This window comes from Streptomyces sp. CBMA123 (assembly GCF_014596465.1).
Lineage (GTDB): Bacteria > Actinomycetota > Actinomycetes > Streptomycetales > Streptomycetaceae > Kitasatospora.
Window position 1 is genome coordinate 1 of the sequence record NZ_MECK01000570.1, and the last position, 464, is coordinate 464.

A 464-nucleotide genomic window follows, 5' to 3' on the forward strand; every position below is an offset into this window, starting at 1 on the left:
GCCCGGCCGCGGCGGCGGTCGCGGTGGTGACCAGGATCCGGGCGGCGCGCTCCGGCGCGCCCGACCACCGGCTGGCGGACCTGGTGGCCGGCCTGCGCGAGCTGCTCGGTCTCACCTCCGCCCTGACCACCTCCGCCCTGACCACCTCCGCCCCCGCGCGAACCCCCGCGCCGCTCGCGGCCCTGCGCGGCACCGCCCGCCAGGTCTACGCCCAGGAGGGCGGCCTGCGGTTGTACGGGCTGTTCGCCGAGCCGGTGCTCACCGCGACCCACGCGGGCGCGGTCAGCTGGGCGGTGGACGCGGGCGGCCGGCTCAGCACGGTCGCCGAGGTGACACCGCACGGCGACGCCGCGACGGCCGCCCCGCTGGCCGTGGGGGCGGGTGGCCGGACGGTGCGGCTGGGTGATGCCGCGCTCAGCCACCGGGAGTTCAGCCGGGCCGGGCTGGCGGTCCAGGGCGCGACC

General features: G+C 80.4%; 1 pseudogene. It reads left to right on the forward strand.

From position 1 onward, the window contains the following. Positions 1-464: pseudogene (locus BG452_RS37490) on the forward strand (hypothetical protein); the annotation flags it as partial.